The organism is Mycobacterium sp. 3519A (genome assembly GCF_900240945.1).
GTDB lineage: Bacteria > Actinomycetota > Actinomycetes > Mycobacteriales > Mycobacteriaceae > Mycobacterium.
In genome coordinates this window covers 1-24,532 of sequence record NZ_OESG01000014.1, presented here as the reverse complement: position 1 = coordinate 24,532, position 24,532 = coordinate 1, and the positions used below count along the sequence as shown (strand labels likewise).

Annotated in this window: 28 protein-coding genes; 24 read left to right on the top strand and 4 right to left on the bottom strand. The window is 68.0% G+C overall.

What is annotated here, in order from left to right; all coding sequences use genetic code 11:
* Positions 1 to 2: 2 nt before the first annotated feature.
* From C1A30_RS21275 to C1A30_RS21235, 9 genes are all read left to right on the top strand, one after another.
* A complete protein-coding gene (locus C1A30_RS21275; RefSeq protein WP_200828393.1) occupies positions 3 to 989 on the top strand; it encodes a Ppx/GppA phosphatase family protein in 987 nt (328 codons plus the stop codon).
* A 94-nt stretch (positions 990 to 1,083) separates the two neighbouring features.
* Complete coding sequence (locus tag C1A30_RS21270; RefSeq protein ID WP_101950395.1) at positions 1,084 to 2,121, top strand: hypothetical protein; 1,038 nt, start codon at positions 1,084 to 1,086, stop codon at positions 2,119 to 2,121.
* A gap of 21 nt (positions 2,122 to 2,142) precedes the next feature.
* Positions 2,143 to 2,988 (top strand): sugar phosphate isomerase/epimerase, encoded by an 846-nt coding sequence (locus tag C1A30_RS21265; protein WP_101950394.1) that lies wholly within the window; start codon positions 2,143 to 2,145, stop codon positions 2,986 to 2,988.
* 17 nt (positions 2,989 to 3,005) lie between these two features.
* Positions 3,006 to 3,818, top strand: a complete 813-nt coding sequence (locus C1A30_RS21260; protein WP_101950393.1) for a thioesterase family protein — start codon at positions 3,006 to 3,008, stop codon at positions 3,816 to 3,818.
* A 28-nt stretch (positions 3,819 to 3,846) separates the two neighbouring features.
* Positions 3,847 to 4,728: a pyrroline-5-carboxylate reductase gene (gene proC, locus C1A30_RS21255; RefSeq protein WP_200828392.1), complete on the top strand. Its 882-nt coding sequence runs from the start codon at positions 3,847 to 3,849 to the stop codon at positions 4,726 to 4,728.
* A 139-nt stretch (positions 4,729 to 4,867) separates the two neighbouring features.
* Positions 4,868 to 5,140, top strand: coding sequence for a helix-turn-helix domain-containing protein (locus C1A30_RS21250; RefSeq protein ID WP_101952779.1), 273 nt, complete (start codon positions 4,868 to 4,870; stop codon positions 5,138 to 5,140).
* 104 nt (positions 5,141 to 5,244) lie between these two features.
* A complete protein-coding gene (locus C1A30_RS21245) occupies positions 5,245 to 5,346 on the top strand; it encodes a 30S ribosomal protein bS22 (protein ID WP_003402602.1) in 102 nt (33 codons plus the stop codon).
* A 29-nt stretch (positions 5,347 to 5,375) separates the two neighbouring features.
* Positions 5,376 to 6,452 carry an SDR family oxidoreductase gene (locus C1A30_RS21240; RefSeq protein WP_101950391.1) on the top strand — a complete coding sequence of 359 codons (1,077 nt, stop codon included), beginning with the start codon at positions 5,376 to 5,378 and terminating at the stop codon, positions 6,450 to 6,452.
* A 21-nt stretch (positions 6,453 to 6,473) separates the two neighbouring features.
* Positions 6,474 to 7,562: a lysophospholipid acyltransferase family protein gene (locus C1A30_RS21235; RefSeq protein WP_200828391.1), complete on the top strand. Its 1,089-nt coding sequence runs from the start codon at positions 6,474 to 6,476 to the stop codon at positions 7,560 to 7,562.
* 4 nt (positions 7,563 to 7,566) lie between these two features.
* Here the strand turns inward: C1A30_RS21235 and C1A30_RS21230 are convergent, their stop codons facing one another.
* Positions 7,567 to 8,106 (bottom strand): MaoC family dehydratase N-terminal domain-containing protein, encoded by a 540-nt coding sequence (locus C1A30_RS21230; RefSeq protein WP_101950389.1) that lies wholly within the window; start codon positions 8,104 to 8,106, stop codon positions 7,567 to 7,569.
* A gap of 49 nt (positions 8,107 to 8,155) precedes the next feature.
* Positions 8,156 to 9,046, bottom strand: coding sequence for an HAD family phosphatase (locus C1A30_RS21225; protein ID WP_101950388.1), 891 nt, complete (start codon positions 9,044 to 9,046; stop codon positions 8,156 to 8,158).
* A 38-nt stretch (positions 9,047 to 9,084) separates the two neighbouring features.
* Here C1A30_RS21225 and C1A30_RS21220 point away from each other — a divergent pair, with 38 nt between their 5' ends.
* From C1A30_RS21220 to C1A30_RS21155, 14 genes are all read left to right on the top strand, one after another.
* Entirely contained in the window at positions 9,085 to 9,339 is a 255-nt protein-coding gene (locus C1A30_RS21220; RefSeq protein ID WP_101950387.1) for a glutaredoxin family protein, read from the top strand.
* 134 nt (positions 9,340 to 9,473) lie between these two features.
* Complete coding sequence (locus tag C1A30_RS21215; RefSeq protein ID WP_101950386.1) at positions 9,474 to 10,817, top strand: glutamyl-tRNA reductase; 1,344 nt, start codon at positions 9,474 to 9,476, stop codon at positions 10,815 to 10,817.
* 12 nt (positions 10,818 to 10,829) lie between these two features.
* Positions 10,830 to 11,765 carry a hydroxymethylbilane synthase gene (hemC, locus tag C1A30_RS21210; protein WP_101952778.1) on the top strand — a complete coding sequence of 312 codons (936 nt, stop codon included), beginning with the start codon at positions 10,830 to 10,832 and terminating at the stop codon, positions 11,763 to 11,765.
* The gene (locus tag C1A30_RS21205; RefSeq protein ID WP_101950385.1) at positions 11,762 to 13,426 is read left to right on the top strand and encodes a bifunctional uroporphyrinogen-III C-methyltransferase/uroporphyrinogen-III synthase; all 1,665 of its coding nucleotides are present in this window, start codon (positions 11,762 to 11,764) and stop codon (positions 13,424 to 13,426) included. Before hemC ends, C1A30_RS21205 begins: the two co-directional genes overlap by 4 nt.
* On the top strand, positions 13,426 to 14,406 hold the full coding sequence (hemB, locus tag C1A30_RS21200) for a porphobilinogen synthase (protein ID WP_101950384.1): 981 nt from the start codon (positions 13,426 to 13,428) through the stop codon (positions 14,404 to 14,406). Before C1A30_RS21205 ends, hemB begins: the two co-directional genes overlap by 1 nt.
* On the top strand, positions 14,403 to 14,828 hold the full coding sequence (locus C1A30_RS21195) for a hypothetical protein (protein ID WP_101950383.1): 426 nt from the start codon (positions 14,403 to 14,405) through the stop codon (positions 14,826 to 14,828). The genes hemB and C1A30_RS21195 overlap by 4 nt, the downstream gene beginning before the upstream one ends.
* 21 nt (positions 14,829 to 14,849) lie before the next feature.
* The gene (locus tag C1A30_RS21190) at positions 14,850 to 15,221 is read left to right on the top strand and encodes a hypothetical protein (protein WP_101950382.1); all 372 of its coding nucleotides are present in this window, start codon (positions 14,850 to 14,852) and stop codon (positions 15,219 to 15,221) included.
* Positions 15,218 to 15,709 (top strand): DUF3093 domain-containing protein, encoded by a 492-nt coding sequence (locus tag C1A30_RS21185; RefSeq protein ID WP_101950381.1) that lies wholly within the window; start codon positions 15,218 to 15,220, stop codon positions 15,707 to 15,709. The genes C1A30_RS21190 and C1A30_RS21185 overlap by 4 nt, the downstream gene beginning before the upstream one ends.
* The gene (locus C1A30_RS21180; protein ID WP_101950380.1) at positions 15,706 to 15,930 is read left to right on the top strand and encodes a hypothetical protein; all 225 of its coding nucleotides are present in this window, start codon (positions 15,706 to 15,708) and stop codon (positions 15,928 to 15,930) included. The genes C1A30_RS21185 and C1A30_RS21180 overlap by 4 nt, the downstream gene beginning before the upstream one ends.
* Before the next feature lie 85 nt (positions 15,931 to 16,015).
* Complete coding sequence (locus tag C1A30_RS21175; RefSeq protein WP_101950379.1) at positions 16,016 to 16,900, top strand: oxygenase MpaB family protein; 885 nt, start codon at positions 16,016 to 16,018, stop codon at positions 16,898 to 16,900.
* On the top strand, positions 16,887 to 17,483 hold the full coding sequence (locus C1A30_RS21170; RefSeq protein ID WP_101950378.1) for a TetR/AcrR family transcriptional regulator: 597 nt from the start codon (positions 16,887 to 16,889) through the stop codon (positions 17,481 to 17,483). The genes C1A30_RS21175 and C1A30_RS21170 overlap by 14 nt, the downstream gene beginning before the upstream one ends.
* Before the next feature lie 45 nt (positions 17,484 to 17,528).
* The gene (locus C1A30_RS21165; RefSeq protein WP_101950377.1) at positions 17,529 to 17,801 is read left to right on the top strand and encodes a hypothetical protein; all 273 of its coding nucleotides are present in this window, start codon (positions 17,529 to 17,531) and stop codon (positions 17,799 to 17,801) included.
* A 45-nt stretch (positions 17,802 to 17,846) separates the two neighbouring features.
* Entirely contained in the window at positions 17,847 to 18,332 is a 486-nt protein-coding gene (locus C1A30_RS21160; protein ID WP_101950376.1) for a pyridoxamine 5-phosphate oxidase, read from the top strand.
* Complete coding sequence (locus tag C1A30_RS21155) at positions 18,329 to 19,699, top strand: cytochrome P450 (RefSeq protein ID WP_101950375.1); 1,371 nt, start codon at positions 18,329 to 18,331, stop codon at positions 19,697 to 19,699. Before C1A30_RS21160 ends, C1A30_RS21155 begins: the two co-directional genes overlap by 4 nt.
* A gap of 16 nt (positions 19,700 to 19,715) precedes the next feature.
* Here C1A30_RS21155 and C1A30_RS36440 read toward each other — a convergent pair whose 3' ends face one another.
* Together C1A30_RS36440 and C1A30_RS21145 are read right to left on the bottom strand one after the other, a co-directional pair.
* Complete coding sequence (locus C1A30_RS36440; protein ID WP_160112778.1) at positions 19,716 to 20,894, bottom strand: PGRS repeat-containing protein; 1,179 nt, start codon at positions 20,892 to 20,894, stop codon at positions 19,716 to 19,718.
* 132 nt (positions 20,895 to 21,026) lie between these two features.
* Positions 21,027 to 23,633 (bottom strand): LuxR family transcriptional regulator, encoded by a 2,607-nt coding sequence (locus C1A30_RS21145; protein ID WP_101950374.1) that lies wholly within the window; start codon positions 23,631 to 23,633, stop codon positions 21,027 to 21,029.
* A gap of 188 nt (positions 23,634 to 23,821) precedes the next feature.
* On the opposite strand from C1A30_RS21145, the gene C1A30_RS35650 reads away from it, so the two are divergent.
* Positions 23,822 to 24,532: PGRS repeat-containing protein (locus C1A30_RS35650; RefSeq protein ID WP_369974166.1), on the top strand; the 711-nt coding region annotated here is incomplete at its 3' end.

Here is a 24,532-nt window from a genome sequence, read left to right as displayed (position 1 = left end):
ACGTGCGATTAGGCGTGCTGGATGTCGGCAGCAATACCGTCCATCTGTTGGTGGTGGACGCGCGTCGCGGCGGGCACCCCACACCGATGAGTTCCACCAAGGCGTCGCTGCGGCTCGCCGAAGCGATCGACGGCTCGGGCAAGCTGACCCGCAAGGGCGCCGACAAACTCGTCAGCACCATCGACGAGTTCGCCAAGATCGCCACCAGCTCCGGGTGCGCTGAGCTGATGGCGTTCGCCACCTCCGCTGTCCGCGACGCGAAGAACTCCGAAGACGTGCTCGCCAGGGTGCTCGCCGAGACCGGGGTGGCGCTGCAGGTGCTCAGCGGACGGGACGAATCGCGGCTGACGTTCCTCGCGGTGCGCCGCTGGTACGGGTGGAGCGCGGGCCGCATCATCAACATCGACATCGGCGGCGGATCGCTCGAACTGTCCAACGGCGTGGACGAAGAGCCAGAAGTGGCGCTGTCGCTGCCGCTCGGCGCGGGCAGGTTGACCCGCGAATGGTTGCCGGACGATCCGCCGGGCCGCCGCCGCGTCGCGATGCTGCGCGACTGGCTGGCCACCGAGGTCGCCGAGTCGGCCGCCGAGGTGCTCAAGGCGGGAACCCCCGATCTGGCGGTGGCGACGTCGAAGACGTTCCGTTCGCTGGCCAGGCTGACCGGTGCGGCGCCCTCAGGGGCGGGTCCGCGGGTGAAACGGACGCTGACCGCGACCGGCCTCAGACAGCTCATAGCTTTCATCTCTAGGATGACCGCGGCTGACCGTGCGGAGTTGGAAGGAGTGAGCACCGAGCGTGCGCCACAGATCGTGGCCGGCGCATTGGTAGCTGAGGCGAGCATGAAGGCTCTCGAAGTCGAAAGCGTCGACATCTGCCCCTGGGCGTTGCGAGAAGGGTTGATTCTGCGGAAACTCGACAGCGAAGTTGACGGGAGCGGCTTCGTCGGCGGTGCCGACAATCCGGCTTCGTCGGCGGGGCCGACAAATTGACTTCAGTGGAGACGTCCGTGCGGGATGCTGGACGATAGCCGGAGGCGCGACGGCGCCGACATGAGACAGTAGCTAGCCCCAGAGGCAACACACGATGACAGGACCTGAAGACCACAGCAATACGCGACCGATCTCGGTTGCGGAGTTGCTGGCGCGCAACGGCACAATCGGCGCCCCACCAGTCGGCGGCAGGCGTCGCAAACGCCGCGGCGACACCGACGCTGTCACGGTCGCCGAACTGACCGGCGAAATCCCCATCGTTTCCGGTGCGGGCACCGAGGAAGTCGCCGGCACCGGGGAGAACGAAACCACCCGGGTCATCCCCGCAGTAGACGACTGGCCGGCCTCGACCAACGGTGTCGACAGCCACGTCGACACCGAGCCCGAGGAGGCCGACGAAGCCGATCTGGCCCACGAGGACGACGTCGACGACGACTACGCGGACGCGGTCGCCGACTACGCGGCCCACATCGAGCAGCGCGACGTCGAAGACGAACCGGTGGACTTCTTCGCACCGCCGCCGCGCAGGCCCAAGTACGTCCCCGAGCCGCGGCGCTTCGGGTCGGTCGGTCGGGGCGCCGAGGAGATGAGCCCCGATCCGGTCGACGACGACCTGTTCGATTCAGCGGTCGACCCTCTCGACGAACCGGAGATCGAGGACGAGGACACCGAGGCCGCGTTCACCGATGACGACGACGACAGGGACGCCGAGCAGCTGCCCTCGTATCTGCGGTCGTCCGCGGGACCGTTGTTCGGCGGCCAGACCGTGGCCGACGACCTGGCCAGGGGCGGTTCACGCCCGCGGCTCGACGAACTCGACCGGGAGGACGACGAGGACGTCGAGGTCGCGTCGGCGCCGTCGAGCGGTATGTCGGGGTTCCTGCGCGCGGCGTGGATCGTCGGCCAGTGCATCATCGCGGTCGCCTTCGGTGCGGGCCTGTTCATCGCGTTCGATCAGCTGTGGAAGTGGAACAACATCGTGGCGCTGGTGCTGTCGGTGCTGGTGATCCTCGGCCTGGTGGTCGGCGTCCGCGTGGTTCGCAAAACCGAGGACATCGGAAGCACATTGATCGCGGTGGCGGTGGGGGCCCTGGTCACGCTGGGACCGTTGGCACTGTTGCAGTCGGGCTGACGACAGCCGCCGACGAATCCAGTGCGCCCCGCCATCAAGGTTGGTCTGTCGACTGCCTCGGTCTATCCGCTGAGGACCGAGGCCGCCTTCGAATACGCGGCCCGGCTCGGCTACGACGGTGTCGAGTTGATGGTGTGGGCCGAGACGGTCAGCCAGGACATGGACGCTGTAGCTGCCATCTCTGCTCGTTACGACGTCCCGGTGCTGTCGGTACATGCGCCGTGTCTGCTGATCTCGCAGCGGGTGTGGGGCGCCAACCCGATCCCGAAGCTCGAGCGCAGCGTGCGGGCGGCCGAACAACTCGGCGCGCAGACCGTGGTGGTGCATCCGCCGTTCCGGTGGCAGCGCCGCTACGCAGAGGGGTTCTCCGATCAGGTCGCCGAACTCGAGGCGTCCAGCGACGTGATGGTCGCGGTGGAGAACATGTTCCCGTTCCGGGCCGACCGGTTCTTCGGCGCCGGCCAGACGTCGATCGAGCGGATGCGCAAGCGTGGCGGCAAGCCGGGGCCCGGCATCTCGGCGTTCGCCCCGTCCTACGACCCGCTGGACGGCAACCACGCGCACTACACGCTGGATTTGTCGCACACCGCGACCGCGGGCACCGATGCTCTCGACATGGCCCGCCGGATGGGTGAGGGCCTCACCCATCTGCATCTGTGCGACGGCAGCGGTGCGTCCACCGACGAGCACCTGGTGCCGGGCCGCGGCACCCAGCCGACCGTCGAGATCTGCGAGATGCTGGCCGCCAGCGACTTTGCCGGACATGTGATCCTGGAGGTGACCACATCGGGCGCGCGGACCGCCAGCGAACGTGAAGCGCTGCTGAAGGAGTCGCTGGACTTCGCCCGAAAGCACTTGCTGCGCTGACGCATATGAGGACTCACATGCCGGGATCGACCCTGTTCACCGACGCCATGGCGCTGACCCCGGCCGGCGACGGCGTGTATCACGGTGAGCTCAACGAGCATTGGACCATCGGCCCGAAGGTGCACGGCGGCGCGATGTTGGCGCTGTGCGCGAACGCGGCACGCATCGAAGCGGGCGGTGGGATCGAGCCGATCGCGGTGTCCGGCAATTTCCTGTGGGCGCCCGACCCGGGGCCGATGCAGGTCGTCACCACGGTGCGTAAGCGGGGTCGCCGGGTCAGTCTGGTCGACGTCGAACTCAACCAGGGCGAGCGGACGGCCGTTCGTGCCGCGATCACCCTCGGTGATCCGGAACACCATGTGCCGCCGCTGTTGTCGGTCAATCCCGTCGTCCCGTTGATGCCGCCCGAGCCGCCGCCGGGCCTCGAGCCGATCGGGCCCGGGCATCCGATGGCGGACATCGTGCACCTGGCGCACGGCTGCGACATCCGTCCGTCGCTGACGACGTTCACCCCGCGCACCGACAGCGGTCCGCCCATCATCGAATACTGGGTGCGGCCGAAAAGCGTTGCGCCCGATGCCCTTTTCGCGCTGTTGTGCGGCGACGTGTCGGCGCCGGTGACCTTCGGGGTGAACCGGACGGGGTGGGCGCCGACGATCCAACTCACCGCGTATCTTCGGGCGCTGCCCGCCGACGGTTGGCTGCGGGTGCTGTGCACGACGGTGCAGATCGGCCAGGACTGGTTCGACGAGGACCACATCGTCGTCGACTGTGAGGGCCACATCGTCGTGCAGACCCGCCAATTGGCGATGGTGCCTGCCCCGCAGTAGCCCTCAGCCGTCTGCAATGCTTGCGCGCATGGCCAGAATCGCGATCATCGGCGGTGGAAGTATCGGCGAGGCGCTGCTGTCCGGGCTGTTGCGTGCCGGGCGGCAGGTCAAGGACCTGGTCGTCGCCGAGAAGAGCCCCGACCGCGTGAAGTATCTGTCGGACACGTATTCGGTGTTGGTGACGACGGTCGCCGACGCCGTCGACACCGCAACGTATGTGATCGTCGCCGTCAAGCCCAGCGACGCAGGCGCCGTGGTGGCTGAGATCGCCGAGGCGGCCGCCCAAGCCGAAAGTGACGCCGCCGAACAGGTTTTCGTGTCGGTGGTGGCCGGTGTGACCACCGAGTTCTACGAGAACAAACTGCCCGCCGGATCGCCGGTGATCCGGGTGATGCCCAACGCACCCGTCGTCGTTGGCGGCGGGGTGAGCGCGCTGGCGCGAGGTCGGTTCGCCACCGCCGAGCACCTCAAGGAGGTGTCGGCGATCTTCGACGCGGTCGGCGGCGTGCTCACCGTGCCGGAGTCCCAACTCGACGCGGTGACCGCGGTGTCGGGCTCCGGGCCCGCGTACTTCTTCCTGATGGTCGAGGCGCTCGTCGACGCGGGTGTCGCGGCGGGGTTGACCCGTGCCGTGTCCACCGATCTGGTCGTGCAAACCATGGCAGGCTCGGCCGCGATGTTGCTGGAGCGGTTGGATCAGGCTCAGCCAGCAGGCGACGCCGCTGGATCTTCCCTGGGCTCCGCCCTGGACACCACCGCCGCTCAATTGCGGGCCACGATTACCTCACCTGGCGGCACCACGGCCGCTGGGCTGCGCGAACTCGAACGGGGCGGTTTGCGGGCAGCGGTCGCTGACGCCGTCGAGGCCGCAAAAAAGCGCTCTGAGCAGCTCGGAATTACATCTGAGTAATTAATCAATTTCCCACCGATTAGCCCACACCCGTCGCAGTAACCCCATCCGCCACGCTATTCTCCCAGTGGTAAGCACGGGTCGGTGCCAGCGGTGGGGAAGCCGCTGGAACTGCCCGTGCCTGATGGATTGGGTTGCGATGACGTCTATGAACGGGCCATCGGCGCGGGATTCCGCAAGCGGGAAGGCGGCGCGGGACGCCGGCCAGAGCAGTACCGCTGACGGGCAGCCGCCACGAGCTCAATTTCTGACCGTCGCCGAGGTGGCGAGCCTGATGCGGGTCAGCAAGATGACCGTGTACCGATTGGTGCACAACGGCGAGTTGCCCGCCGTCCGCGTCGGACGCTCGTTCCGGGTGCACGCCAAGGCTGTCCACGACATGTTGGAGAGCTCGTACTTCGACGCGGGTTAGCGCGCGGCAGCTGTTTTTCGTTTACCTGTGCCTCTTCGGTAAGGTGTGCGGGTCAAGAGGCTTTAGACGCATAGGTAAACAACGGCACGGAGACATCTGGGTTCATGGGTTCAGTCATCAAGAAGCGGCGTAAGCGCATGTCGAAGAAGAAGCACCGCAAGCTGCTTCGTCGCACCCGGGTGCAGCGCAGAAAACTCGGCAAGTAGGTTCTCCGCTCGGCCGCTAGGCTGACCGAATGGATTCTGGGGGCGGAACGCACGGGGACACCGTTGGGTATCCGAAGGTCGTCCTGGTCACCGGTGCGTGCCGGTTTCTCGGCGCATATCTAACGGCCCGTCTCGCGCAGAACCCGTTGATCAACCACGTCATCGCGGTTGACGCGATCGCGCCGAGCAAGGATCTGCTGCGCCGGATGGGGCGTGCGGAGTTCGTCCGCGCCGACATCCGGAACCCGTTCATCGCCAAGGTCATCCGCAACGGCGACGTCGACACCGTGGTGCACGCCGCCGCGGCCTCCTATGCGCCACGCTCCGGCGGCCGCGCCACGTTGAAGGAACTCAACGTGATGGGTGCGATCCAGTTGTTCGCGGCCTGTCAGAAGGCGCCGTCCGTGCGTCGGGTCGTGCTCAAGTCGACCTCTGAGGTGTACGGCTCCAGTTCACGCGACCCCGTGCTGTTCACCGAGAGCAGCAGCCGTCGCAGGCCGCCCGGCGAGGGCTTCGCCAGGGACAGCATCGACATCGAGGGCTATGCCCGCGGGCTGGGCCGCCGTCGGCCCGATATCGCGGTCAGCATCCTTCGACTGGCCAACATGATCGGTCCCGCCATGGACACCGCGCTGTCGCGGTATCTGGCGGGCCCTGTGGTGCCCACGGTGATCGGCCATGACGCGCGGCTGCAGCTGTTGCACGAACAGGATGCGCTCGGTGCGCTGGAGCGCGCGACGATGGCGGGCAAGGCGGGCACGTTCAACATCGGCGCGTCGGGGATCATCATGATGAGTCAGGCCATCCGGCGGGCGGGCCGCGTTCCGCTGCCGGTGCCGCGCTCGGCGTTGTGGGCGGTGGATTCGCTGAGGCGCGCAACTCGCTACACTGAACTCGATCGCGAGCAACTCGACTACTTGAGCTACGGCCGGGTCATGGACACCACGCGAATGCGTAACGAGCTAGGCTACAGCCCAAAGTGGACAACCGCGGAGGCCTTTGACGATTACGTCCGGGGGCGGGGATTGACTCCGATCATCGACCCGCGATGGGTACGCTCAATGGAGAGTCGCGCCGTGTCGGCGGCGCAACGTTGGGGACGTTAAAAAACAAATATCTCAAATCGGGTGGGGAGAAGGTACAACGTGGCGGGCGAGCCAAAAGCCAAAGTCATTCCGCTGCACTCTAATTCGGGTCGAACGCAGACCCAACGGCGCGCTTCTGCTGCCCGCGCCGCAAGCTCGCGCCGACATCCCTCGCTGTTGACGGACTCCGGCGGTCGCGCTTCCGCCGAGCAGATCGCCGCCGTCGTCCGCGAGATCGACCAGCGCCGCGGCCCGGTCGGCGCCGCCCCCACGGTCGAGGAGACGCCCACCGAACTGGCCAAGCGGATCGCCACCGTCGCGGAGTTCATTCGCAAGCGGATGCTCGGCGACTACACCGTCGACGAGTTCGGGTTCGACCGCCACCTCAACGACGCTATCTTTTTACCTTTGCTGCGTGTGCTCTTCAACTCGTGGTTCCGGGTCGAAGTCAGCGGCATCGAGAACCTCCCGCGAACGGGTGCGGCGCTCGTGGTCGCCAACCACGCGGGTGTATTGCCGTTCGACGGGCTGATGACGGCGGTGGCGGTGCACGACAAGCATCCGACCCACCGGGATCTGCGCCTGCTCGCCGCCGACATGGTGTTCGACATGCCGATGATCGGTCAAGCCGCGCGTAAGGCGGGCCACACCATGGCCTGCACCGCCGACGCGCACCGACTGCTGGCCGCAGGTGAGCTGACCGCGGTGTTCCCCGAGGGCTACAAGGGCCTGGGCAAGCACTTCAAGGACCGGTACAAGCTGCAGCGCTTCGGCCGCGGCGGGTTCGTCGGGGCGGCGCTGCGGACCAAGGCGCCCATCGTGCCGTGCTCGATCGTCGGCTCGGAGGAGATCTACCCGATGATCGCCGACATGAAGCTGTTGGCCCGGCTGTTCGGGCTGCCGTACTTCCCGATCACGCCGCTTTTCCCGCTGGCAGGACCGGTGGGCATGGTGCCGCTGCCGTCGAAGTGGCACATCCAGTTCGGTGAGCCGATCGAGACCGCCGACTACGACGAATCGGCCGCCGAGGATCCGATGGTGACGTTCGAGTTGACCGATCAGGTCCGCGAGACCATTCAGCAGACGCTGTACCAGCTGCTGGCGAATCGCCGCAACACATTCCTCGGTTAAGGGCTCAACTACCCTTCGAGCTTTGCCCAGCAATCATTTTCGCGATCGCGGCGTCGCGCGCGGCCGCGATCTGTGCACTCACCTCGTCGGCTTCGGAGTCTGACGCGGCCTCACCCATCACGGTGACGACGCTGGTCAGCACCGGCTTGCCCTCCGCGTCGGTGACCTCGCCGCGGATCTCGGTGACCACCGCGCCGTGCGATTCGGTGACCGAGTCCAAATACGAATCGAAATACAGCTTGTCGCCGGCCACGATCGGGCGATGGAAGACGATCTTCTGGTCGCGATGCAGCACCCGCTCCATGTTGATCGGCACGTCGAACTGGTTGAAGATCTCCAACTGCACCTTGCGGCCCGCCACCGCCAGGAACGTCAGCGGCGCGATCAGCGCGTCGAAGCCGCTTTCCCTGGCGGCCTCCTCGGTGAAGTGGGCCGGGTGGTCGTTCTTGACGGCCTTCGCGAACTCACGGATCTTCTCCCGGTCCACCTCGAAATAATCGGGGTACCGGTAGTGGGTTCCGATGATGTTTTCGGCGATTGCCATCTGCGCATCTTCCGTCGGTTGTCAGCGGCGCGAGCCTATCAATTCCTGTTCAGCTGCCCTCTTGCCTGCGTGACACCACCGCCGCCAGCGCACCGCCCAGCGCGCCAAGAGCCAGCGCCGACGGCACCCCTATCCTGGCGGCCTTGCGGGCGGTGCGGAAATCGCGGATCTCCCACCCCCGCTCGCGGGCCAGGACCCGCAGATCGGCGTCGGGGTTGATCGCCACGGCCGTGCCGACCAGCGACAGCATCGGCACGTCGTTGAAGCTGTCGGAGTACGCCGTGCAGCGTTTCAGGTTCAATCCCTCGCGGATGGCCAACGAGCGCACCGCATGCGCCTTACCCGTGCCGTGCAGGATGTCGCCGACCAGGCGGCCGGTGAACACGCCGTCGATCGACTCGGCGACGGTGCCCAGCGCACCGGTCAGACCGAGTCGCTTGGCGATCGTGGCGGCCAACTCGTACGGCGTCGCGGTGACCAGCCACACCTGTTGTCCGGCGTCGAGGTGCATCTGCGCCAGCGCGCGGGTGCCCGGCCAGATCTTGTCGGCGATGATCTCGTCGAAGATCTCCTCGCCGAGTGCCACCAGTTCCTCGGTCGAGCGGCCCTCGATGAACGCCAGCGCCTTGGTCTTGCCTGCGGCCACATCGTCGCTGTTTTCCCGGCCGAGAAGCTGAAACTTGGCCTGCGCGTAGATGAACCGGCCGATATCGCCGTAGGTGAAGTATTTGCGGGCAGCCAGGCCGCGGGCGAAGTGCACCAGCGACGAGCCGTGCACCAGCGTGTTGTCGACGTCGAAGAACGCGGCGGCCGTCAGATCCGGCGGCGGGGGAGGCGGCGTATCGGCGGGCTCGACGGCCAGATCGGTCACGGCGGCTGCCGCACTGGCCTCGCCGGCGACCGCCTGTTGAACGGCGTCGATACCCCCTGTGTCGGACACGAATCAACATTAGGTCACGCACTGGCCATACTGCGGGGGTGAACCGACGCGTGGAATTGCTCACACGACAGGGCTGCTCGATCTGTGCAACGGCCGCGGCGCAGCTGCGGCAACTGGCCGACGAGCTGGGCTTCGAATTGCGCTTCACCGACGTCGACGCGGCGGCCGCCGCCGGGGATTCCTCGCTGCGTGCCGAGTACGGCGACCGGCTGCCCGTCGTGCTGCTGGACGGCGCCGAGCACAGCTACTGGGAGGTCGACGAACCCCGGCTGCGGGCGGATCTGGGCGCCTGACCTCCCGGCGAAACGGCATTCCGGCACGCCTCTTCTCGCACTTTCGGTGCCGGAATGCCGTTTCGGCGAGAGGCTGAGCAAATTTGGTAGGCCAGCTGGTCAACCATTACCTTGGATGACGTGGTGATCGAGCCGTGAGCGTGCTGCTTTTCGGGGTTTCGCACCGCAGCGCGCCGGTGTCGGTACTCGAGCAATTGAGCACCGACGAAGCCGATCAGGTCAAGATCGTCCAGCAGGTGCTGCAGTCCTCACTCGTCACCGAGGCCATGGTGTTGTCCACCTGCAACCGCGTCGAGGTGTACGCGGTCGTCGAGGCGTTCCACGGCGGGCTTTCGGTGATCGGTTCGGTGCTCTCCGAGCATTCCGGCATGAGCCTGAACGACCTGACCAAGTACGCCTACGTGCGGTACGCCGAAGCGGCCGTCGAGCACCTGTTCGCGGTCACCAGCGGCCTGGACTCGGCGGTGATCGGCGAGGCGCAGGTGCTGGGGCAGGTGCGCCGCGCGTATTCCGCGGCCGAGGCCAACCACACGGTCGGTCGCACGCTGCACGAGCTGTCCCAACGCGCGCTGTCCGTCGGCAAGCGGGTGCACTCCGAGACCGGTATCGACGCCGCGGGCGCCTCCGTTGTCTCGGTGGCGCTCGGCATGGCCGAAGCCCGACTGGACACCCTGGCGGGCCGGTCGGCCGTGGTGGTCGGCGCCGGATCGATGGGTGCGCTGGCGGCCAAACACCTCGCCCGCGCGGGCGTCGAACGCATCCACGTGGTGAACAGGACACTGCCGCGGGCCAAGCGGTTGGCCGAGAAGATCCGCCAACTCGGTGTCACCGCGGACGCGTTCCCGTTCGATCACCTGACGCCGGTGCTCACCGACGCCGACGTGGTCGTCTGCTGCACCGGCGCGGTCCGGCCGGTGGTGTCGCTGGCCGACGTGCACCGCGGCCTGGCGCACGGTCACGAACCGAAGCAACTGGTGATCTGCGACCTGGGCATGCCACGCAACGTCGACCCCGCCGTCGCGGGACTGCCCGACGTATTCGTCGTCGACATGGACCGCATCCAGCGCGACCCGTCGGCGCGCGCCGCGGCGTCCGACGCCGAGGCGGCCCGCGCCATCGTGGCGGCCGAGGTTGCCAACTACCTGGCGGGCCAGCGGATGGCCGAGGTCACCCCGACCGTGACCGCGCTGCGGCAGCGGGCCGCCGACGTCGTCGAGGCCGAATTGCTGCGGCTGGACAACCGGCTGCCAGGACTCGACGCCGCGCACCGCGACGAGGTCGCCAAGACCGTGCGCCGCGTCGTGGACAAGCTGCTGCACGCGCCGACGGTGCGGGTCAAACAGTTGGCCAGCGCGCCGGGCGGTGACAGCTACGCCGAGGCGCTGCGCGAGCTGTTCGAGCTCGACCAGCAGGCCGTCGACGCGGTCGCAGCGAGCGAATTGCCGTTGATGACAAACGATCTCGACAAGACCGAGTAGCGCTTGACAGAAATCATCCGGATTGGCACCCGAGGCAGCCTGCTGGCGAAGACGCAGGCCGGTGTCATCAGAGACGCCCTTGTCGCCAGGGGCCACGCCGCCGAACTCGTCATCGTGTCCACCGAGGGCGACCGGTCGATGGGCCCGATTGCCAACATCGGCATCGGGGTGTTCACCGCGGCGTTGCGAGAGGCCATCGACGAACGCCGGGTCGACATGGCCGTGCACTCCTACAAGGATTTGCCGACGACACCGGATCCCCGGTTCAACATCGCCGCGATACCCCGCCGCGAAGACGCCAGGGACGCCCTGGTCGCCCGCGACGGTCTGGTGCTCGGCGAGTTGCCGGTCGGCTCGGTGATCGGCACCTCGAGCCCGCGGCGGGCCGCACAGCTTAGAGCACTGGGTCTCGGTTTGGAAATCCGCCCCCTAAGAGGCAACCTTGATACCAGGTTGAACAGGGTAAGCAGTGGTGATCTCGACGCCGTCGTCGTGGCTCGGGCGGGCCTGGCCCGTATCGGTCGTCTCGACGCTGTCACCGAGACGTTGGAACCGGTACAGATGTTGCCGGCGCCGGCGCAGGGGGCGTTGGCAGTCGAGTGCCGTGCCGGTGACACCGGCCTGGCGGAACTGTTGGCGGAGTTGGACGACGCCGACACCCGCGCGGCCGTTACCGCAGAGCGAACCTTGCTGGCCGAACTGGAGGCGGGTTGTTCCGCACCGGTGGGGGCGATCGCCGAGGTGGTCGAGTCCATCGATGAGGACGGCCGTGTCTTCGAAGAGCTGTCGCTGCGCGGCTGTGTGGCGACGCTGGACGGATCCGACGTGATCCGTGCGTCCGGCATCGGGACACCCGATCGGGCACGGGAGCTGGGGCTCTCGGTGGCCGCGGAGTTGTTCGAGTTGGGCGCACGCGATCTGTTGGCCGAGGCTGGGAGAGAGAGATGACTGGGCACGCGGGCCGAGGGCGTAAGACAAAGCCCGGCCGCATCACATTCGTCGGCTCAGGGCCGGGTGATCCCGGTCTGCTGACGACGCGGGCGCGAACGGTGCTCGCCAACGCCGCACTGGTGTTCACCGACCCCGACGTGCCGGAGTCGGTGCTGGCCGTCGCGGGCTGCGAACTGCCGCCGCCGTCGGGACCCCAACCGGCCGAGGCCAAGCCGACCGACGCCGACACCGATTCCGAGGCGACGACCGCCATCCCAGGCGGGCCCGACATCCGGCCCGCACTCGGCGATCCCGCCGAGGTCGCCAAGACGCTGGCCACCGAGGCCCGCACGGGCGTGGACGTGGTCCGGTTGGTCGCGGGCGATCCGCTGTCGGTGGACGCGGTGATCACCGAGGTGACCGCGCTGGCCAAGACGCACCTGGATTTCGAGATCGTGCCGGGATTGCCGGACACCACTGCGGTGCCGACGTACGCGGGGCTGCCGCTCGGCTCGTCGCACACCGTCGCCGACGTCCGTGGCGACGTCGACTGGGCGGCGTTGGCCGCCGCGCCCGGCCCACTCATCTTGCATGCCACCGCATCTCACCTTCCCGACGCGGCGCGCATCCTGATCGAGCACGGGCTGGTCGACACTACGCCGACCGTGGTGACCGCGAATGGCACGACGTGCCAACAACGTTCGGTGGAGACGACGCTCGGCGGCCTGTTGGACAAGGCCGTGCTGGAGAAGCCCGCGGGCACCGAGCCTGCCGGCCCGTTGGCCGGGCCGCTGGTGGTGACCATCGGCAAGACGGTCGCCAACCGTGCGAAGCTCAACTGGTGGGAGAGCCGCGCCCTGTACGGCTGGACCGTGCTGGTGCCGCGCACCAAGGACCAGGCGGGCGAGATGAGCGAAAAGCTGGTCAGTCACGGCGCATTGCCGGTCGAGGTGCCCACCATCGCCGTCGAACCGCCGCGCAGCCCGGCTCAGATGGAGCGGGCGGTCAAGGGTCTTGTCGACGGCCGCTTCCAGTGGGTGGTGTTCACCTCCACCAACGCGGTGCGTGCGGTGTGGGAGAAGTTCAACGAGTTCGGTCTCGACGCGCGGGCGTTCTCGGGCGTGAAGATCGCCTGCGTCGGACAGGCCACCGCCGATCGGGTGCGGGCCTTCGGCATCAACCCGGAACTGGTGCCGACGGGCGAGCAGTCCTCGTTGGGTCTGCTCGACGAATTCCCGCCCTACGACGACGTTTTCGATCCGGTCAACCGAGTGCTGCTGCCGCGGGCTGACATCGCGACCGAGACGCTGGCCGAGGGGCTGCGTGAGCGCGGCTGGGAGATCGAGGACGTCACCGCGTACCGCACGGTGCGCGCGGCGCCGCCGCCCGCCTCGACCCGCGAGATGATCAAGACCGGCGGCTTCGACGCGGTCTGCTTCACCTCCAGCTCGACGGTGCGCAACCTGGTGGGTATCGCGGGCAAGCCGCACGCTCGCACGATCGTCGCCTGCATCGGTCCGAAAACCGCTGAAACGGCTGCGGAGTTCGGTCTGCGCGTCGACGTGCAACCGGAGGTCGCCGCGGTGGGGCCGTTGGTCGATGCGCTCGCCGAGCACGCCGCCCGACTGCGTGCCGAGGGTGCGTTGCCGCCGCCGCGTAAGAAGAGCCGCAGGCGCTGATGGCGTTCCCGCGTCATCGGCCGCGGAGACTGCGTTCCACCCCCGCGCTGCGTCGCCTCGTCGCCGAAACCTCGCTGGAGCCAAGGCATTTGGTGCTGCCGATGTTCGTCGCCGACGGCATCGACGAGCCCCGCGACATTGCGTCGATGCCAGGCGTCGTGCAGCACAGCCGTGACTCGCTGCGCCGGGCCGCCGCCGATGCGGTGGCTTCCGGCGTCGGCGGTCTGATGCTGTTCGGTGTGCCGCGCGACGAAGACAAGGACGCCACCGGTTCGGTCGGCATTTCCGAAGACGGCATCCTCAACGTCGCGTTGCGTGATCTGGCCAAGGATCTCGGCGAGGACACCGTGCTGATGGCCGACACCTGCCTCGACGAGTTCACCGACCACGGCCACTGCGGGGTGCTCGACGCCGCGGGCCGCGTCGACAACGACGCCACCAACGCCCGCTACGTGGAATTGGCTGTTGCACAAGCAGATTCGGGTGCTCAGGTGGTCGGGCCGAGCGGCATGATGGACGGTCAGGTCGCCGCGATCCGCGACGGCCTCGACGCCGCGGGCCACACCGACACGGTGATCATGGCCTACGCCGCGAAGTTCGCCTCCGGGTTCTACGGCCCGTTCCGCGAGGCCGTCGCGTCCAGCCTGCGCGGTGACCGGCGCACCTATCAGCAGGGTGCGGGCAACGCCCGCGAGGCCCGCCACGAGATCGAGTTGGACATCGACGAGGGTGCCGACATCGTGATGGTGAAACCGGCGATGAGCTATCTCGACGTGGTCAGCGCGGCCGCCGACATCTCGCCGGTTCCGGTCGCGGCGTATCAGGTGTCCGGCGAGTACGCGATGATCGCCGCCGCCGCCGCCAACGGCTGGATCGATCTGCAGACCGTGGCGCTGGAGACGCTGACCAGCATTCGGCGCGCCGGCGCGGACATCGTGCTCACGTACTGGGCGGCCGACGTCGCCGGTTGGCTGGCGTGACGAATCAGCGGCAACCGACGACCGCGCCGGGCAGGCCCGTTGACGTCGACACCGGATTCTGGCTGTGGGTGGCCGCCCTTCCGCTGATGGTGATCGGCTACGTCGTCGACCTCTTCACCAACCCGAAAGACCATCCCCCGGCGATCGTGTATGCGGTCTCGTTGCTGTTCGTCGTCGTGGTCGCGGCCATCGTGGTGACGTTCCTGATCTTGATGCGGCACGGATACCGGTGGACACGCACGCTGTTGACCGGTGGTGGGATCGCATCGGTGGTGTACGTCGGCACCAATCTGTTCAATGTCGATCGGCCGGCGGCCGCGGCGATCGTGTACGCGGTCACCGCGATCGTGGGCTCGGTGTTGATCGTCGGCGGTGCGTTCCTGCTGCACCGCAAGGACGCGCACGCCTTCTTCACCCGGTGAGCGGCTAGGCTTGGCCGCGTCATGACAGCCCCACAGTCGCGACCGCGCGTCGTCACCGCCGCATTCTGGTGCTGGGTGGGCGCGTCGTTTCTGCTCATGCTCGGCGGGCTGATCGCCGCTTCACTCAACGTCCCGGTCGTCTTCCGCGGCGCGGGTGTGCTGTTTGCGCTTGCGGGCGGGGCGCTGGCGTTTCTGACCGGCCGCGTCCGCAGCGGCGATACCCGGTTCCGTCGGGCCGCGCTGGCGCTGGCGCTGACCGTCGTCGCGCTGATCGCGCTGGCGGCGCTGTTCCGGCTCGCCAACGGCATCACGCTGCTGGCGGTCTTCCCCCTGGTCGCAGGTGCCGTGCTGATCACCCGGCCTGCAGCGGTGCAGGGACAGGAGTCGCCATGAGCAAGGTCGGCACGTCGTCGGAGGTGATGTTCTACGAACAGGGCGCCAGCTGGTGGTGGACCGCTGCCGGGCCAGCGGCCGGAATCGCCATGGCGCTGATCCAGTTGTCCGCCGGCTACGGCATCCAGCTGCTGGTCCCCGGCGTGTTCTTCGTGCTCGTCAGCGGATTCCTGGCGATCCAGGTCAAGGCCGCGCGCATCCACACCTCGGTCGAGTTGACGCCCGACCATCTGCGGCAGGGCACCGAACTGCTGCGCATCGACGACATCGTGCGGATCTACCCGGAGCCGACCGGGCCCGACGAGCCCAAGTGGATGTCTGCGCGGGCGCTCGGCGAGCTGACCGGCGTGCCGCGCGGTCGCACCGGCATCGGGCTGCGGCTGACCAACGATCGCACCGCGCAGGCGTGGGCGCGCAAGCATCAGCTGCTGCGGTCGGCGCTGACCCATCTGGTCGAGGAGCGCATTCCACCGGAGCAGGCGTCGTGAGGGCCCGGCTCGAGCTGGTCGCGGCGGTGGTGTGCGCCGTCGGCGCCGTGCTGAGCTGGCTGGGCGCCAGTTCGACGGTGGTGGTCGCGCCCGTGCTGGACGGCGAGCCGCAGACCACGTCCATGGTCTACAACGCGCCGCTGCTGGTGCTGTCGCTGCTGCTGGCGACGATCGCCGGGGTGCTGGCCGTGCTGGGCATCGCCCGGCTGCGGCGCGGATGATTCGTCGAGATCGACGTTTTGCAGGCTGGGTGAGGCCGCTCACACCCGGTTGGTACAAAGTTCGAAATCTGTAACACTGTTGCACATGACCGAATCCCCCTACGCTACGCGTGGGCGGTACCCCCATGCCGAGCAGTCCACCGCCACCGATGCGCTGCCGCTGGGGCCCGGGTCGCTGGTATGGCGCTACTTCGGCGACAACCGGATGTACCTGATCGGCCCGCGGCCCGCGGTGCTGCAGAACATGCTCGCCGAACTCGGCCAGGGCGTGCTGGACCACTCGACGTTCTTCGCCGACACCGCGGAGCGACTCAAGCGCACCATCCCGCCGATCTTCAACACCGTCTACGGGTCGGACGACGACAACTCGGGCACTCAGGTCCGGGATTTCCACCACCACGTCAAGGGCGAGATGCCGGATGGCGGCCGCTACCACGCGCTCGATCCCGACACCTACTTCTGGGCGCACGCCACCTTCGTCGAGCAGGTGCTGTACTTCGCCGACACGTTCGTCAAGCGGTTGACGCAGGCCGAGAAGGAACAGATCTACCTGGAGTCCAAGACGTGGTATCGCCGCTACGGCGTCAGCGACCGGCCGATGCCCGCCAATTATGCGGAGTTCGAACGGTATTGGGACCGGATGATGGACGAGATCGTCGTCGCCCACCCGACCGCGAAGTACGGCGTCGGCTACGTGACGAAGGGCTTCCCGTGCCCGAAGGCCATGTCACCTGCGGTGTGGCGGGTGATCGCGCCGGTGTTCAATCCGGTGGCCGCGTTCCTGACGACCGGCGGCCTGCCGCCGCGGGCCCGCGAGCTTCTCGGCCTGCCGTGGAGTGACCGCCGGGAGCGGCGCTATCAGCGGTTCGCCGCGTTCTGGCGGTCGCGTCCGGTGAACTGGGTGTGGGACCATCTGCCAATGCAGGTGCGCTACAACGGTTATGCGTCAAAGGGCTATGCGCGGGGCTGACCCCACCCTGGAGGCCATCCTCGACGCCGCGGTCGTCGAGTTCGAACAGCACGGCTTCCGTCGGGTGGCCCTCGACGACGTCGCCCGCCGGGCCAAGGTCAGCCGCACCACCATCTACCGCCGCTTCGCGAACAAGGACGACCTGGTCGCCGCGGTCATCGAGCGAGAGAACGTCCGGCTGTTCGCCGATATCGCCGCAGAGTTGAAAAGTGCTGGGCCGCAAGCGAACTACTACGTCGAGGCGTTCACGCTGTCGATCCTGAAGTTCCGTCGGCACCGGGTGCTCGACCGGATGATCACCGACGAACCCGGCCTGGTGCTCGAACTGGCCGAACAGCATTACGCCGCGGCCATCGACCGGATGGCGGAGGCGCTGCGGGTGATCTTTCCGCCCGGGTTCGCCGAGCGGATCGGCGAACAGGCCGTCACCGACCTGGCCGACACCATCCTGCGCTACGCCGCGATGGCGCTGCTGCTGCCAAGCACGCAACCGCTGCAGAGCGCCGACGACATCAGGGCCTTCGCCAGGCTGCACTTCCTGCCCAGCCTGCCTATCGCGCTCAAGGCAGTGCCCGCTGGTTAGCTGCGCTGTGTTTGGTACATCACAGCATCGGGGAAGCCATAGCTCATGGGTACCGACGAACAGCGACCAAACGAATCGGGCCAACTGACCGAGAAGCCCGAAGTCACCGAGCAGCACAGGGAAAAGGCCAAGGAGATGGCCAGAGCCTACGACGACCTCGAGACCACCACACTGCCCGGCAGTAGTGGCACGGTGTCCGGCACCGCCGTCACCGACTGGGTCGACGACAAGGACAAGGGCCACATCGAGACCACCGCCGAAGAAGGCAAGGTGGAGTACCGCAACACCGAGGAGTTCCGCAAGAAGCAAGAGGAGTGACGCTTCGAGCCCGGGCGCACGCCGATTTGCCTAGGCTTGAAAAGCGTGACACCGCTTGAGCGAATCGCCCCGGCGTTCATCGACATGGCCCATTCGATCGTGTGGGCCTCCGTCGCCACCGTCGACGAAAACAGTCGCCCGCGTACCCGCATCCTCCATCCGATCTGGGAGTGGGACGGCACCGACCTGTTCGGCTGGATCGCCACGGTGCCCAGCCCCGTGAAGAAGGCACATCTCGCGGTACACCCCGAGATGTCGGTCAGTTACTGGACCACCAACCACGACACCTGCAGCGCCGACTGCCTGGTGGAGTGGTATCACGACGACGAAACCCGGACCGCGGTCTGGAACCGGTTCGCCGGCGCGCCTGCACCGGTCGGCTATGACCCGCACATCATCCCGATGTGGGCCGACGGCCCGACATCGGAGCAATTCGCCGCGCTGCGGTTGAGTCCGTATCGTCTGCGCGTGATGCCCGGCACTGCGATGATCACCGGAGAAGGAGAGACGCTCACCTGGACGGCGACGTGAACCCGACGACCACCGAGACCATCGGCGTCAGCGCGCTGCCGTTGGTGCCGAAGAACCCACTGCCGCTTTGGCAACTGGTGAAGTTGGTCCGCAGGCTGGACACCGGCCAGGAGGTGATCCGCGACGCAGGCGGCCCGATCACCAGGATCCAGTTCGGGCCCGCGAAGCTGTTCCCGCCGATCGTGGCGGTGATGTCACCCAACGCGATGCGCGACGTGCTCGGTCGCAGCGACGCGTCCTCCGAACGCTGCGTCATCCACGAAGAAGTGCAGAACATGGCGGGCGACAGCCTCTTCGTGCTGCCCAACGAGCAATGGCGGCCGCGTAAGCGGGCGCTGCAACCCGTGTTCACCAAACACAACGTCCGCAACTTCGGCGGCCACATGTCTGCAGCGGCACTGCAATTCGTCGACCGCTGGCCGGACGGCGGCGACGTCGACCTCGACACCGAATGCCGCAAGGTGGCCATGCAATCGCTGGGCCGCTCGGTCCTCGGCATCGACCTCAACGAACGGGCGGACACCATCGCCCGCTGTATGCACGTGGCGTCCTCGTACACCGCCGACCGGGCGCTGCGCCCGGTTCGTGCGCCGCGATGGCTGCCGACGCCGGCGCGGCGCAAGGCCCGCGTCGCGGTGCAGGCCATGCGCAAGATCACCGACGACATGGTGCATGCCTGCCGCGCGGATCCGACGCGGGACGCGCCGCTGGTGCAGGCGTTGATCGCCGCCACCGATCCCGAAACCGGACAACCACTTTCGGACGCCGAAATCTCCAACGACCTGCTGATCTTCATGCTGGCCGGACACGACACCACCGCGACCGCGCTGACCTACTCGCTGTGGGTCCTGGGCCACCACCCCGACATCCAGGAGCGCGTCGCCGCCGAGGCCGCCGCGATCGGCGACCGGCCACTGACGCCAGACGACGTGCCACGGCTCAGCTACACCGTGCAGGTGCTGCACGAGTCGCTGCGGTTGTGCCCACCCGCCGCAGGTGTCGCCCGGTTGGCCACCCGCGACATCGCGGTCGACGGCTATCGCGTGCAGGCGGGCAGCTTGATTGCAGTGGGAATCTATGGGCTGCACCATGATCCGGCGATCTGGCCCGACCCCATGGCGTTCGACCCGGACCGGTTCAGCCCGGAGAACAGCAGGGCGCGCAACCGCTGGGAGTTCCTTCCGTTCCTCGGCGGCGGACGACCCTGCATCGGTGAACACTTCGCCCGACTGGAAACCACGCTGGCACTGGCCACCATCGTCCGCGCACTCGAAATCCGGTCTGTTGAACCGTATTTCAAGTGTGACGTGCCGTTCACCACGGTCGCCGACGGCCCCATCCCGGCCAGTGTGAAGCCGCGGCGCTGAGCGGACCCATCGCCAGTTACGGCGCGCCGTCGTCGCCGTCGCCACCGGCCTTGCCGGGCTGGCCTGCGCCGCCGGCGCTGCCACCGCTGCCTGCCGCTCCGTCGCTGCCGCCGATTCCACCATGGCCTGCCGCGCCTGCGGGTCCGGCGCCGCCGCCGCTGCCTGCCTTGCCTGCGTCGCCGCCGGTGCCGCCGACGCCGGGTGTTCCGCTGCCGGTGCCGCCGGATCCGGCCGAACCGCCGTCGCCGCCGGTGGCGCCGTCGCCGCCGTTGCCGCCCTTCCCGCCGTTACCGCCGTCGCCGCCGTCGCCGCCATCACCGACGATGTTGGCGTTGCCACCAGGACCACCCGAACCGCCGTTGCCGCCGGGGCCGCCGGTGCCGCCGTCGCCGCCTTCGCCGCCGTCGCCGCCGTCACCCCCGAAACCGAAGTAACCGCCCGAGCCGCCCGAGCCGCCGTCGCCGCCAGGGGTGCCGACGAGGCCGCCGGAAGTCGTGCCACCCGTGGCACCGGTGCCGCCGTTCTGGATGAGGGAGCCGTCCGCCCCGTCCGCCCCCAGGAAGGGCCCAGTCGCGGCGGTGTTGGTCGTCGTGCGTTTGACACCGTTGGATCCGGTGCCGCCTGCGCCGCCGTTGCCACCGCTGCCGCCGTTGCCGATGAACATCGCCCCGTTGCCGCCGTCGCCGCCGTTGCCGCCCGCACGGGGGAAGTCGCCTGCGGCACCGTTGCCGCCGTTGCCGCCGTTGCCGATGAACAGCCCGGCGTTTCCACCATTGCCGCCGTGGGCACCGGGTGTGGTGGGGCTGAAACCGTCACCGCCGCTGCCGATGAGCAGCCCGCCGTTGAACCCGTTCGGATGAGCGGCGGTGCCGTCAGCGCCGTTGCCGATGAAGATGTTGAGGATCGGGATGGCGCCCGCCACGTCGAGGAACGGGTCCGCCAGCGCCAGCCCATCGGTGAGGGTGGTGGCCAGCGCCACGTTTTCATTGGAGAGGCAGTCGCTGGCGAACGGCGCCAACACACACCCGAATAGCTGGTCGAAAGTCGGTGTCGCAGGCGCGGCGTGTGCTTCGCCGGGACTGGCCAGCAGTGCCGCGGCCGGAGTGGCCAACACCAGGCCCGCCCCGCCGATGGCCGCCGCCGTCGTCAGGATCGGACGCTTCTGCGAACGGTGATACGTGCTGCGCTTGGACATTGGAATCCCCTTCTCGATGGCACTGCGGCCAAGCATCAGCAACGTAAAACCGGCACCGATTGCCTGCTGGGGTAATCGACTACCCCACTTTCGGGGCGCCTCAATAAACAGCGAATGAGTAGCGCGCGCGTGTCAGGCGCCGTGCAACATCGAGATCAGCTGTTCGCGCGAGTTCGCGCCCACGCGTTGCGAGGCGCGGAAGAGGTGCCCCTCGACCGAGCGAACCGACATGACGAGCCGGTCGGCGATCTGCTTGTTCGACAGCCCCTGAGCGGCAAGGGAAATGATCTCGCGTTGCCGGTCGGTGAACGGCTGGGGCATGGTCGCGGCCCGCAGGGCGGGCGTCTGGGCGTGCTGGCACTCGGCGGCCAACCGGGTGGCGATCGCGCCCGCGGTCATCGCCCCGCCGCGCATGCCGGCGTGCTGACAGACGGTGACGGCTTGGGCGGCAGCGTCGGCGGCGGCCAGGCGATCGCCGAAATCCTCGTAACGGCGCGACGCGTCGAGCAGCCCGTCCGCGTTCCCCGCGGCCAGCGCTGCCGCGTGCGCCGCCGCGGCGGGCGCCCGCGGGCCTTGCACCATGCCTGCGAGGTCATTCAGTCGAGCGGCCGTCGACGCATCGCCGAACTGTGTCGCCGTCTGCAGCAGGACGACCTCCCATGCGGGCCTGCCAAGTTCGCATTCCCGCTCCGCTGCCATCCGGGTGATCGAGATCGCCTGGGACACAGCGCCTTCCGCAGCACACACCCATGCCTCGGCCAGCGACAGGTACGGGTCGAACATGCACGCCTGCGGATCCTGGGCCCACCATTCGATGGCGTCGAATTCCCGACGGGCGTCGTTCGCGAGGCCCGACATTCCGGTCACCGTGGTCAGCCAGGTCCGCGCGAAAGTCTTCACCATTCGGCCGCTGCTGCCGGTGCCGAGATACGCCAGTGCATCCCGCAGCGCGTGGAGCGCTTCGACAAGCTCGCCTCTGGTCATCGCCGACAGGCCGACGAACACGCGATGCCACGACTCCTCGAACGGAACGTCGAGGGTGTCGCGCCTGATCCGGGCCACCACCTCGTCCGAGCGGGCCAGCTCGCCGCCGAGCCGGTAGCCGTGGGTTTCCTGAAGCGCCAACCTGCGCAACAGGTGTCCGGCTTCCGGCGATTTGTCGGCCACCGCGTAGCCCTTGTTCGCGGCGGCTTCGATCTCGTCGATACGGCCGAGGTCGCCGAGCCCGGTGACGAACACCCACGCCAGGAAGATCTTCGCGACGTTGTTCTCCGGGTCACGGGCCTCGGCCTCGCCCGCCATCGCCACCGCCTTCGCCGAGCGTCCGCGCACCAGTTCGATCAGGGGCCGCAGCGCGCCGGCCACCTCCTGCGCCGCGTGGTCGTCCTGCGGCAAGAGCGCGAGTTCGCTTTCGGCGCTGGCGATCCGGCCGAGGATCAGCGTGAAATTCATCGCGCGGAGGATCGCGATCTGCGTGCGTTCCAGGCCGGACGCCTGTTCGGCCTGTTCGGCCAGCACGGCCTCGGCCTCGACGCCGCGCTCCTGCCAGGTGATCGCCATCGCGCGGGCGATGTTGGCCCACGGCCCGCCGCCGGTGGCGACGGCCCGTTCGGCGAGGGTTTCACCGAGCCGGTGGTCGAGCAGGCTCATCGCGGCCGCTGCCGCGGCGAGGAGGAGTTCCGGATCGGGTGGCAGGTCGGATTCGAGGGTGAGCACCGCGCGGCGGATCAGGTCCCGGGGATCTGTCGCGTTCTTGCTTGCCAATTCGGTGGCGATGCGGCCGCGCAGCCGTCGCAGTCGCAGGGAACTGGTGTTCTGGATTTCGCCGAACAGCGGATGAGCCAGCCGCACGGACGCGGGTCGCACGCTGGAGTCGACGGTCACCAGGCCCAGCATCTCGGCGTCGGCGAGCGCGTCGGCGTCCGTGACAGCCGCCAACAGATCGCTGTCCAACGGCTCCGCCACAGCCAAGGCGTCGAGCACGTCGCGCACCGGCATCGGCACCTGGGAGATGCGCGCCTCGACCAGTTCGGTGAGGGTCGGCGACAGTGTCGGGCGGCCGCTCCACAGCCACACCCCTGAGCGCTGCGTCATCCGCTCGGCGTCCACCTCGCTGTCGAGCAGGTGGCGCAGATACAGCGTGTTGCCCTGGGTGTACTGCCAGAGTCGTTGCGCGCTGGAGGATTCCACCGGTCCGCCGAGCACCTTGTCGATGAGTTCGCCGGTCTCTTCGAGCGACAATGGTTGCAGCTCAAGACGTTCCAGGTGCTGGTCCTTCCAGATCGCCGTGATGGCGTCGGGCGGATGCTCACCGGTGCGGATGGTCAGGATGACGGTCGCCAGTCGTCGGGTGACGAGTTGATGGACGGTGAACGCCGACAAGTCGTCGAGGAGGTGAGCATCGTCGACGCCGACGATCACTTCCTCGTGGCGGGCATCTCCAATGAGACCGTCGATCACCTCGCGGACGCGCCGCAACGGATCGGGGCCGAAGTCACTGGCGACGTTGGCGAAGGCGCCAAGCGGCAGTCCGCGTGCCGATGCGGTACCGATGATCCAGTGCCGACGCGCGTTACGCGCACCGCAAATGTCGACAGCTTCACGAGCCAGGCGCGTCTTGCCGACTCCGGCAGCGCCGGACAGCACAATTCCGCGGGATCGATCACCGGCCGCCTTGGTGGCGTCGGCGATCACCTCGAGCTCTGCCGCCCGCCCGATCAGCGGCCACAGCCGATTCACAGGGAGATTCTAGCCAGCGAAAACACCTTAGTTTGAGACATCAAGCAACCCGATACCTCACGGTAACGCCCGCAGCGGGCCGGAACTGGGGTAGTCCGCTACCCCAGCCGGCGTGCATTAGTTGCTTTAACTTTCCGTGGCAAACATCTACGACAGGGGTGGGCATGTTGCGGAATAAGGTAGGACGATTGGTCACCGCCACAGCGTCGATCGGTGACCTCGCGGTTGCGGCGCCGACCGCGCTGTTGTTGGCGGGCGCACCGGTGGCGGCGGCCCAGCCGCTGTCGGACTGCAACGCCGAGTCGCTGCAGTCCGTATGCGATTCGACGCTTGCACTCGAGTCCGTGGCGATACCGCTTTCTGCGCCAAGCGATTTCGGCAATCTGCTGGGCGCTGTAGTAGCGATCTTCATCAGCAATGGGGACGAGCCGGGGGAGAACGCCGGCCTGCTGATCGGCAACGGCGCCGACGGCGGATTCAACCAGAACGGCGGTCGGGGCGGTCTGCTCTTCGGCAACGGCGGCCGTGGCGGCGACGGCACCTTCGCGAACGAGCACGCAGGCAACGGCGGTAACGCGGGTCTGATCGGCAACGGCGGCGCAGGCGGCACAGCCTATCTCGGTTCGTCACCACTCGCGGGCGCGGGCAAGGGAGGTCACGGCGGCAACGGCGGACTTCTCATCGGCGATGGCGGCGACGGCGGTGCGGGCGGCAGCAACGGAACCTTTTCGGGCGGCGGTCCAGGCGGCAAAGGCGGACGCTCGGGCCTGCTCGGCAGCGGCGGCGACGGCGGGGCGGGCGGCGATTCCGACTCGTTTGCGACCGACTCCGTCGGCGGGACCGGCGGCAACGGCGGACGCGCACTCCTTCTCGGTTCGGGCGGCGACGGCGGCGCCGGC

Bases quoted from the DNA above. Each gene is read 5' to 3' on its own strand.
- C1A30_RS21270 (WP_101950395.1), top strand. From the start codon at position 1,084: ATGACAGGACCTGAAGACCACAGCAATACGCGACCGATCTCGGTTGCG.
- C1A30_RS21260 (WP_101950393.1), top strand. From the start codon at position 3,006: ATGCCGGGATCGACCCTGTTCACCGACGCCATGGCGCTGACCCCGGCC.
- proC (WP_200828392.1), top strand. From the start codon at position 3,847: ATGGCCAGAATCGCGATCATCGGCGGTGGAAGTATCGGCGAGGCGCTG.
- C1A30_RS21250 (WP_101952779.1), top strand. From the start codon at position 4,868: ATGACGTCTATGAACGGGCCATCGGCGCGGGATTCCGCAAGCGGGAAG.
- C1A30_RS21245 (WP_003402602.1), top strand. From the start codon at position 5,245: ATGGGTTCAGTCATCAAGAAGCGGCGTAAGCGCATGTCGAAGAAGAAG.
- C1A30_RS21240 (WP_101950391.1), top strand. From the start codon at position 5,376: ATGGATTCTGGGGGCGGAACGCACGGGGACACCGTTGGGTATCCGAAG.
- C1A30_RS21230 (WP_101950389.1), bottom strand. From the start codon at position 8,106: ATGGCAATCGCCGAAAACATCATCGGAACCCACTACCGGTACCCCGAT.
- C1A30_RS21205 (WP_101950385.1), top strand. From the start codon at position 11,762: ATGACTGGGCACGCGGGCCGAGGGCGTAAGACAAAGCCCGGCCGCATC.
- hemB (WP_101950384.1), top strand. From the start codon at position 13,426: ATGGCGTTCCCGCGTCATCGGCCGCGGAGACTGCGTTCCACCCCCGCG.
- C1A30_RS21190 (WP_101950382.1), top strand. From the start codon at position 14,850: ATGACAGCCCCACAGTCGCGACCGCGCGTCGTCACCGCCGCATTCTGG.
- C1A30_RS21185 (WP_101950381.1), top strand. From the start codon at position 15,218: ATGAGCAAGGTCGGCACGTCGTCGGAGGTGATGTTCTACGAACAGGGC.
- C1A30_RS21175 (WP_101950379.1), top strand. From the start codon at position 16,016: ATGACCGAATCCCCCTACGCTACGCGTGGGCGGTACCCCCATGCCGAG.
- C1A30_RS21170 (WP_101950378.1), top strand. From the start codon at position 16,887: ATGCGCGGGGCTGACCCCACCCTGGAGGCCATCCTCGACGCCGCGGTC.
- C1A30_RS21165 (WP_101950377.1), top strand. From the start codon at position 17,529: ATGGGTACCGACGAACAGCGACCAAACGAATCGGGCCAACTGACCGAG.
- C1A30_RS36440 (WP_160112778.1), bottom strand. From the start codon at position 20,894: ATGTCCAAGCGCAGCACGTATCACCGTTCGCAGAAGCGTCCGATCCTG.